The 9,029-nt window shown below is 51.9% G+C and carries 10 protein-coding genes; 5 read left to right on the top strand and 5 right to left on the bottom strand.

All coding sequences use genetic code 11. The features are described from left to right. Positions 1–207: 207 nt before the first annotated feature. Positions 208–981, bottom strand: coding sequence for a ferredoxin--NADP reductase (locus IE090_RS16645; RefSeq protein WP_189390170.1), 774 nt, complete (start codon positions 979–981; stop codon positions 208–210). A gap of 98 nt (positions 982–1,079) precedes the next feature. Here IE090_RS16645 and IE090_RS16650 point away from each other — a divergent pair, with 98 nt between their 5' ends. Further along, positions 1,080–1,973 (top strand): LysR family transcriptional regulator, encoded by an 894-nt coding sequence (locus IE090_RS16650; protein WP_189390172.1) that lies wholly within the window; start codon positions 1,080–1,082, stop codon positions 1,971–1,973. Between the two features lie 133 nt (positions 1,974–2,106). Next, entirely contained in the window at positions 2,107–2,901 is a 795-nt protein-coding gene (locus tag IE090_RS16655; RefSeq protein WP_189390174.1) for a substrate-binding periplasmic protein, read from the top strand. A 155-nt stretch (positions 2,902–3,056) separates the two neighbouring features. On the opposite strand, the gene IE090_RS16660 is transcribed toward IE090_RS16655, so the two are convergent. The 4 genes from IE090_RS16660 to IE090_RS16675 form a co-directional block, all read right to left on the bottom strand. Beyond that, a complete protein-coding gene (locus IE090_RS16660) occupies positions 3,057–3,641 on the bottom strand; it encodes a CBS domain-containing protein (RefSeq protein ID WP_189390176.1) in 585 nt (194 codons plus the stop codon). Positions 3,642–3,692: 51 nt separating this feature from the next. Then, the gene (locus tag IE090_RS16665; protein ID WP_189390178.1) at positions 3,693–3,989 is read right to left on the bottom strand and encodes a hypothetical protein; all 297 of its coding nucleotides are present in this window, start codon (positions 3,987–3,989) and stop codon (positions 3,693–3,695) included. Positions 3,990–4,244: 255 nt separating this feature from the next. Next, on the bottom strand, positions 4,245–5,462 hold the full coding sequence (locus tag IE090_RS16670) for an argininosuccinate synthase (RefSeq protein ID WP_189390180.1): 1,218 nt from the start codon (positions 5,460–5,462) through the stop codon (positions 4,245–4,247). 134 nt (positions 5,463–5,596) lie between these two features. Then, complete coding sequence (locus tag IE090_RS16675) at positions 5,597–6,541, bottom strand: flagellar protein MotY (protein WP_189390182.1); 945 nt, start codon at positions 6,539–6,541, stop codon at positions 5,597–5,599. A gap of 178 nt (positions 6,542–6,719) precedes the next feature. Here IE090_RS16675 and pyrC point away from each other — a divergent pair, with 178 nt between their 5' ends. From pyrC to IE090_RS16690, 3 genes are read left to right on the top strand one after another with little or no spacing between them, the layout of a single operon-like run. Next, positions 6,720–7,757: a dihydroorotase gene (gene pyrC / locus IE090_RS16680; RefSeq protein WP_189390184.1), complete on the top strand. Its 1,038-nt coding sequence runs from the start codon at positions 6,720–6,722 to the stop codon at positions 7,755–7,757. Between the two features lie 43 nt (positions 7,758–7,800). Then, a complete protein-coding gene (rnt, locus tag IE090_RS16685) occupies positions 7,801–8,451 on the top strand; it encodes a ribonuclease T (RefSeq protein ID WP_189390186.1) in 651 nt (216 codons plus the stop codon). Between the two features lie 5 nt (positions 8,452–8,456). Next, positions 8,457–8,828 (top strand): YacL family protein, encoded by a 372-nt coding sequence (locus IE090_RS16690; RefSeq protein ID WP_189390187.1) that lies wholly within the window; start codon positions 8,457–8,459, stop codon positions 8,826–8,828. Positions 8,829–9,029: the final 201 nt, after the last annotated feature.

Genomic DNA, 9,029 nt, shown 5'->3' on the forward strand with positions numbered 1-9,029 from the left:
GCTCCTCATTTGTTGAGTTTTTTGTTGAACTAAAACTTTAGCGCTTTTGACGCTGGAACCAAATGGGAGAGCGTCCATCCCATCAGTCACGATAAGAAAATTGACCGACAGCTGCTTAAAGTTCAACCAGTCGGTCCATGAGTGAATCCTATTTACTGAGAGTCAGCCATAAAAAACGGGGCCAGCGTGGCCCCGTTTTATAAAAGATTACTTTTCGACAAAGGCCCTTTCAATTACATAGTGACCTGGCTTGCCGCCGCGTGCTTCTTGAAAGCCCATGTCATCCAACATGGCGGTTAGGTCTGCCAGCATGGCTGGGCTGCCGCACAGCATAAAGCGGTCATTTTCTGGGTCTAGGTCGGCTAGGCCAATATCCTGCGTCAGTTTGCCCGAGGCCAATAAGTCGGTTAGGCGGCCTTGGTTGCGGAAAGGTTCACGCGTGACCGTGGGGTAGTAAATCAGCTGCTGGCTGACCATATCGCCAAAGTATTCATTATTTGGCAGTTCGCTTTGAATGCGATCCTGGTAGGCCAGTTCGGAAACGTAGCGCACTCCGTGGGTGAGCACGACTTTTTCAAACTGCTCGTAGATTTCAAAATCTTTGATGATGCTTAAAAAGGGTGCCAAGCCAGTGCCGGTACTGAGCAGGTACAGGTTTTTGCCAGGCAGCAAATTGTCGGTGACCAGTGTTCCAACAGGTTTAGTACCCACCAGAATTTCGTCGCCCACGGCCAGTTTTTGCAGCCGTGATGTTAATGGGCCGTCGGGCACTTTGATTGAGAAGAACTCCATTTCTTCTTCGTAGTTGGCGCTGGCAATGCTGTAGGCGCGCAGCAAGGGTTTGCTGTCGACCTCTAAACCAATCATAGTGAAATGACCGTTTTTGAACCTCAAGCCCTGGTTACGGGTAGTGGTGAAGCTGAATAAGGTTTCATTCCAGTGGTGCACGCTGGTGACGGTTTCACGAATCAGATTGCTCATAATGCTTCTCTGGCCAATTTACGGATGGTCACACGGTACTCTGATAGTTATTATCGGTAAAACAATTAAACCTAATATAGATATTCGGTTTTTCTGATATGAAGTACACATTGAGACAGCTGCAAGTGTTTGTTGCTGTCGCTAGCCACAACAACCTGACGCGTGCTGCTCAGGCGCTGGCCATGTCGCAAAGTGCGGCCAGCAGTGCTTTGCGTGATTTAGAGCAGCAGTTTGATTTGCAGTTGTTTGATCGCATTGGCAAAAGGCTGCAGTTGAACGACCAAGGTCGCCTGCTGCTTCCTAAAGCCGAGTCACTGCTGGCTCAGGCTCAGGAGCTGGAGCAGCAGTTGTTGCAGCACACCGCCATTGGTAGCTTGCAAGTTGGGGCAACGCTGTCGATCGGTAACTATTTAGCAGTGCCGCTGATGGCGGACTTTATGAGTCGTCATCCAGGCTCTCGTGTGCACTTGCAGGTTGGCAATACGCGTCAAATCGTTGCGCAGCTGCTCGATTATCAATTGGATGTGGGTTTAATCGAGGGTGAGATCAATCACCCTCAGTTACAGACCGAGGTGTGGATGAATGACGAGCTGGCGGTGTTCTGCCACCCCGAGCACCCGCTGGCGAGGCTACAGCAGTCCCACCCACTGACGTTAAGTGATGTGACGGCTCACCCGTGGATAGTGCGCGAGCAGGGCTCTGGCACACGCCAAGCGTTTGAACGTGCCTTTTATCAATGTTTATCTGAGTTAAACATTCGCCTTGAGCTGCAGCATACCGAGGCCATTAAACGCGCGGTTGAGGCTAACCTCGGGCTGGGGTGTTTGTCGCGTATCACCCTGGAAGATGCCTTTGCTCGCCAGCGGTTGGTGCAGCTGCAGTTGGCAGGTCTCAACATGGAGCGGCGGTTGTATTTGGTCATGCATCGGCAAAAGTTTCAAACCGCTGCCATTCAGGAGTGGTTGCAATTATGTCGCCAATATTCGCGTTAACCGGCGCTTTAAACTCAGAGTATGGGTGCCTTGAGTTATTCAAATACACCCCAGTAGCGGATTTGCGCCAACGCTGGGCAGGTGGTGGAAAAACGGCTAAACCTGTTAGACGCGCTGTTATTGTTGAGGTTTTATGATTCGCACTGGATTGACGCTCTTGCTCACCAGCTTGGTATTACTGAGTCACGCGCAGCAGCGTGTGGCTGTGGGGGTGTATCCCTTCGCTCCCTTTGTTGAAATGACAGGCGACGAAGACCAACCGTTTCAAGGGCTGACCATCGACTTGCTGGCGCTTTTAAATAATAAGCAACAAAAATATCGCTTTGAGCCGGTGATGATCTCCCCCAAGCGCCGTTATCAGGCGTTTCTCTCGGGCGATTACGATTTGCTGTTTTATGAAAGCAAAGACTGGGGTTGGGGCAACATTGATATTGATACCTCCGCTGTTTATCAGCGCGGACGCGAGCTCTATGTGGCATTGGCTGATCCTGAGCGGGAGCAGAGCTTTTTTGATGATCTGAGCCGGCATCGCCTTATTGGTATTTTGGGTTATCACTATGGCTTAGCCGGCCACAATAGTGATGAAGATTATCTAAGAAAGCACTACAACATGCTGCTGAGCTGGGATCATAGGCGCAACTTTGATCTGCTATTTGAGCGTCGCGGCGATGTATTGATTGTTAATCAGTCGTACTTAGATCGCTATATGAGTCTTTATCCTGAGCGAGCAAAGCGCTTGTTGCTGAGTGAGAAGTCCGACCAGCTCTATCGCCACACCGTGCTGGTGCGACCAGATAACGACCCCAGCGTTGAGACCATGAATGCGCTATTGGAGCAAATCACCCAAGATGGCAGTTTAGCTCGGCTGTTAGAGCAGCAGGGCATACGTCCCCAGTTAGTGGTGCCGGTTACCACGCCTAAGCAGTGAAAAGAAAACACCGCATGTCGAGTCACACGTTCGCTTACTGTCTGCCGGCCCTTCAAGCCCTCTGGCATCGCCTTGTCTCATGCCAATGGAGTCACCACCTGCGAGACATGCCGATACCAGAGCGCTTACTGGCACGAAGCTTCTAGTTATGGGCGCTAAGCGCGCATGACAGGACGATCTTGTTCGACTTGACTGAACACCTTGTAAAAGCTCGATTGCTCCTGAATGTCGATGGGCAAATGCAAGCGCCGAGAAATGTCACTGGCAGAGAAAATACCGCGCACCTGATGCCGAGGTTCATCCACCACCAAGCAGTGTTGCTGATGATTGTCCTTCAGAAAAGCGACGACATCACCGATGCTAGCGTGCTCGACCTCGCCAATGTGTAATGCCAATAAATCCTGCTTGCGAGTCATCAAATCGGCAACGCGAATGTCCTCGCGCGCTACCCGACGCTCGCCGATATGGCGGACGATGGCCTGCTCGGATAAATCCTGTGCACTGATCACGCCAATAAAGGCACCGTGTTTATCAACCACCAGTTGCAAACGCACATGGGTGGTCAACATGCCTTGGCGAGCTGCTGCAGCTGGCAGGTCAGCCTCAATTACCAGAGGCTCGGTACGCATGAAGTCGGTGAAAAAGGACATAGCTGGGCTGTTGAATGTCAGCATTTCAGCTTCGTCAGGACGAATCAGTTCATCGACATTTAAAACTGGATACAGAGTTAACTTGCTCATGGTTGTTCTCCTCGGGTCCATTGTGATGGCCCATAGTGTCAAAGGGAAAAGTCAGGACAGGAGAACAAGGGGCGGTGCCCGAATTGGGCGTGTGGCCTGCTGAGCAGTGATCACTTCAGTGGTGGCCACCGTAACAGATGCTTCAGAGCGTGGGGCGAGTGGCACCACACTCAGGCTTACCAGGTTAGCGTCGTCGCTGGGCTCACTGCCGCCGTGCCACCAAGGGTGATCATCGTTAAACTCAGCTTGCAGGCATGCCGTAGACGTTAACTCAAATTGAGTACCGCTTTCTGCGCTCAGCACCATATGGCTGAAAAGCAATGCCAGAATGAACAGCCACTTCGTCATTAGCCGCTCCGATAACCTAGTCTGTTCAGCATAAAACACTTTGCTGAGGGGAGAACACCTTATTTTGCAACGCTTTGTTGCTGTTTGAGCATCTGTGTTGGCGTGCTGCCCTGCTGTTAACGATGGGCTGGGACCAAGGAGAAACTGGCGCCTTAACGATTGGAGCCTACCCAAAGGCGAGCTAAAACACCGAAATGGCCACCTGGCGCATAAAAAAACCCGCCAGTGGCGGGTTCTGATATTTACCAACGCTGCTTACCAAAGCGAGCGGCCCTTTTTCGCTGCCGTGCGTAGGCGCAAGGCATTGAGGCGAATAAAACCTTCGGCGTCTTTTTGATCGTAAGCGCCATCGTCATCCTCAAATGTCGCAGTCAACTCACAGAACAAGGAGTCGTCAGATTTACGGCCCACGACAATGACGTTGCCTTTGTAGAGTTTTAACCGCACGACACCATTGACCATTTTTTGCGTGTCATCAATGGCCGCTTGCAGCATTTCACGCTCGGGTGACCACCAGTAGCCGTTGTAAATCAACTTGGCATAGCGCGGCATCAGTTCGTCTTTTAAATGCGCCGCTTCGCGATCCAGAGTGATGGATTCAATCGCCCGGTGTGCTTTTAGCAGCACAGTGCCCGCCGGCGTTTCATAACAGCCGCGGGCTTTCATGCCAACGTAGCGGTTTTCAACTATGTCGACCCGGCCGATGCCGTTGGCACCGGCGAGTTTGTTTAGCTCTTCCATAATGGTCGCTGGCGATTTTTCAACGCCATCAATGGCCACCGGATCGCCTTGTTGATATGTAATTTCAACATAGGTGGGCTCGTCCGGTGCCTGCTCTGGCGATACTGACCACAGCCACATATCTTCTTCGGGTTCGGCCCAAGGGTCTTCAATTAAGTCGCCTTCATAAGAAATGTGCAGCAGGTTGGCATCCATGGAGTAGGGCGATTTTTTACCGGCTTTGTTTTCCACCGGAATGCCGTGAGATTCGCAGTAGGCCATCAGTTTTTCACGCGAGTTCAAGTCCCATTCGCGCCACGGCGCAATCACTCTCACACCCGGCTTTAATGCGTAGGCGCCAAGTTCGAAACGCACTTGGTCGTTGCCCTTACCGGTAGCACCGTGGGCGATGGCATCGGCGCCGGTTTCGTTGGCAATTTCAACCAGACGCTTAGCAATCAGTGGGCGAGCAATGGAGGTGCCCAATAGGTACTCACCTTCGTAAATGGTGTTAGCACGAAACATAGGGAAAACAAAGTCACGCGCAAACTCCTCGCGCAAATCATCAATGTAGATTTCTTTAATGCCCAATGCTTCGGCTTTGGCGCGCGCAGGCTCAACCTCTTCACCTTGGCCTAGGTCGGCAGTAAAGGTGACGACTTCGCATTGATATTGCTCTTTCAGCCACTTGGCGATCACCGATGTATCGAGACCGCCAGAGTAAGCCAACACCACTTTTTTGATGTCTGACATGCATGTTCTCCAGCTTGGCTTGCCCGGCTTGTTGTCGACGCAGGAGCGCGTTTTTCGCAGCGGGCGATCATAAAGCAGCGCATTGTACTGCTTGGGATTAAATTTTGCCAGAAGGGTTTTCTACCGAACTTTATTCATCGCTGTGCGCTGCTAAAGCCTTCCCTCGGCGGTAATTGGAACTGCAGTTCGGGAGGGATTTCCATGTCCTCACGCTGCTCCAGCCGAATGGTGACACGGCGGTTCTGGGCCCGTCCACTGGCGGTATCGTTACTGGCCACGGGATAGCGCCCGCCATGAAAGCGGGTGGTGATTTTTTCAGGGTCGATGCCTTGCAGAATAAAATATCGCTCGACTGCTTCGACCCTGGCTTTTGACATTTGTCGATTATCATATCGACGGCCTAAGCGGTCGGCATGACCATCCAGATAAATAGCAAAAATACGTGGGTCACTTTTAACGTAGAAGATAATTCGGTCCAGCAGGCGTTTATCGCCTAAGTCCAGCCCTTTCTCGCCCGATTTAAAGAATACCCGTGAGCGCGCCACCTGGTTGAAATTCATTGGCAGTAGCTGATCAACACACTGCAGATAATCTTGGTAGTAGTCTTTAAACATCACCGCCGATACGTGCACTTTAACGGCGCGACCTTGGTCGTAATAGGTTTCGTGGGCAATGGTGGGCTGCTTGCCTTGCAATAGGGCATGCAAAAACTGATTCGTACGGTTGTTATCCAGCACCAAATTAGGGCTGTCATTGATGATCTTGCTGGTACCTAACGGCTCGCTGCGGCCACTGGGTTGCCAAGGCGGTGGCAAAATACTCACCTGTGCATTGCTATACGCCATTAGATTGCGGTCAGCTAACAGTCTGAACTCAACATCCTCGCCGGCTTGGTGGTAAAACTGTGCACGACCGTAGCCGGGAATGCGCTGCTCAAACACGCATTCAAAAATGGAGCCGCTCAGCGACCACTCGGTGGTCTCCACTGAGCCGCCATATTCCAGCGCCTGCGCCAGCCAAGGCCAGAGCAAGCACGCCAGCCCGAGGCGGCTGGCCCTGTTTAGGTTAGGCAGCATCATGTCAGTCTGTGTTGGCCATTGTTTGCTCTATGTTTATGCCCTTGGCAGAGCGGTTTTCTGGTATTTGTTGCTATCGGCGGTTTGGCGATAAAGTTGAGTCCATTTGTTGCATCGGCATTTGCTTTGGCTTCCGGTACAATGCGCGCCAGTTAAATCTTTTCACCGACCGAGGCTGCTCATGACCGACCGCATTACTCTGACTCGCCCTGACGATTGGCACCTGCACCTGCGTGATGGCCCAGTGTTGCAACATACCGTGCCGGCGACAGCACGGGTCATGGGACGTGCCATTGTGATGCCTAATTTGCAGCCCCCAGTTATGAATGCTGAGCAAGCAGGCGATTACCGTGACCGTATTTTGTCAAAAGTACCGCAAGGACTCAGTTTCAATCCGTTAATGGTGTTGTATCTGACCGATAACACAACACCGGAGATGATTCGGGAGGCTAAAGAGTCAGGCTTTGTTGTCGCGGTAAAGTTGTATCCCGCTGGTGCGACCACCAACTCTGATTCGGGCGTAACCGACCTCAGCAAGCTGGATGACATTGCGGCGGCCTTGGCAGAAAACGATATGCCGCTACTGGTTCATGGCGAGGTCACGCATTCAGAAGTGGATATCTTCGATCGTGAAAAGCGCTTTTTAGATGAAATCTTGGCGCCACTGGTTGCACGGCATCCGACCTTGCGCATGGTGGTTGAGCATATTACCACCGCCGATGCCGTTGACTTTGTCAACTCGCAAGGCCCGCATGTCGGTGCCACCATTACCGTGCAGCACCTCGCCTACAACCGCAATCATATGCTGGTGGGCGGCATCAAGCCGCACTATTACTGCCTTCCTATACTCAAACGTGGCCGTCACCAGCAAGCGCTGCAGGAAGCAGCCATCAGCGCTAGCCCCAAGTTCTTCCTCGGTACCGATAGCGCCCCCCATGCTAAAGGCGACAAAGAAAGTGCCTGTGGCTGTGCCGGTTGCTATACCGCCTACGCGGCCATTGAACTGTATGCCGAAATATTTGAGGACTTAGGTGCGCTGGATAAGCTGGAAGGCTTTGCTAGTTTCTTTGGTCCTGATTTTTATCGCCTACCGCGCAACAGCGACGAAATCACCCTGGTGCGCCAAAATTGGCAGGTGCCGGCGGAAATGAGCTTTGGCAGCGATGTCATTGTACCTTTGCGGGCTGGTGAAACCCTGCGCTGGAAGCTGGACTACTGATTCGACCGTTAGCATTTATTTATCCGACCAAATAAGGCAAGGCATGAGTGATACGCAAGAAAAATCCATGATGGCACAAAGATTCCGCGGCTTTTTACCCGTGGTAGTAGATGTCGAAACCGGCGGCTTTAACGCCCGCACCGATGCCTTGCTGGAAATTGCCATGGTCACCCTAGGCATGGATGACGAGGGCTATCTTTATCCCAAGGAAACATTGTCAGCTCATGTGCATCCGTTCGATGGCGCAAATTTAGAGCAAGAAGCACTGGACTTTACCGGCATTGACCCCTTCGACCCAGAGCGCGATGCCGAGTTTGAAATTGACGTATTAACCCGCATGTTTCAAACCATTCGCCGAGAAGTGAAACACTACGGCTGCAATCGCGCTGTACTGGTGGGGCACAATGCCCATTTTGACCATGGTTTCCTGCGTGAAGCTGTGGCTCGCAACGACATTAAACGTGATCCATTTCATCCGTTTTCGTCCTTCGATACCGCCTCCATCGCCGCCGTTTCTCTGGGTCACACCGTATTGGCCAAAAGCTGTAAAATGGCTGGTATCGAGTTTGATAACAGCGAAGCGCACAGTGCCGCCTACGACACCGAAAAAACCGCAGAACTGTTTTGCTACATCATTAACCGTTACAAAGACTTGGGTGGATGGCCTTTGGCCACACCGGCTGATAGTGAATAACCGGCATGGATTATCGTTTCTTTTACAATGAGCGCCAGCTCCCTTGTGCACGTTTATCGATGGACCATGAAGCCTTTGGCTTTTGGCTCAGCGACGATTTAGGCGACGATTTACACACCCTGGCCATGCTGCTAGAAAAAATCGACGCGCTATTACATGGTGAGTTGCAAGAGTTCGACTGGCACGGCCATGACTTTTTGCTGAAACTGAGCCGCGAAGACGCCGATGTTATTGCCCATGAGCTGCTGCAAGAGCACTCACTGGAAGAGCTGAACGACGAAGATATGGATTTCTACGACGCTGAGTCTCGCGCCAGCTGTGGCTTAGAAGATTTCAAAGACCTACTGATTGAATGGCGAGACTTCCTTGAGGACTAATCGCTGCGCTGGCAAGCCAGTGGCGTCCGCGCCTTCTTTGGTTAGCCCGCTCCCAGATAAAGTGGCACAGTTCTAACGCCAGCTCGGCTGGCGGTGCGCCTTTGGCCGGTTTAGCGTTGTTAGAATCGGGCTTAAAAAAGACATATATAGACGCTCTCCCGGTGTCAAGGCATAAAGATGCCGTGGCGCCTGGACACCCCT

Source organism: Bacterioplanes sanyensis, from assembly GCF_014652515.1.
In the GTDB taxonomy this organism is placed as follows: Bacteria; Pseudomonadota; Gammaproteobacteria; order Pseudomonadales; family Oceanobacteraceae; genus Bacterioplanes; species Bacterioplanes sanyensis.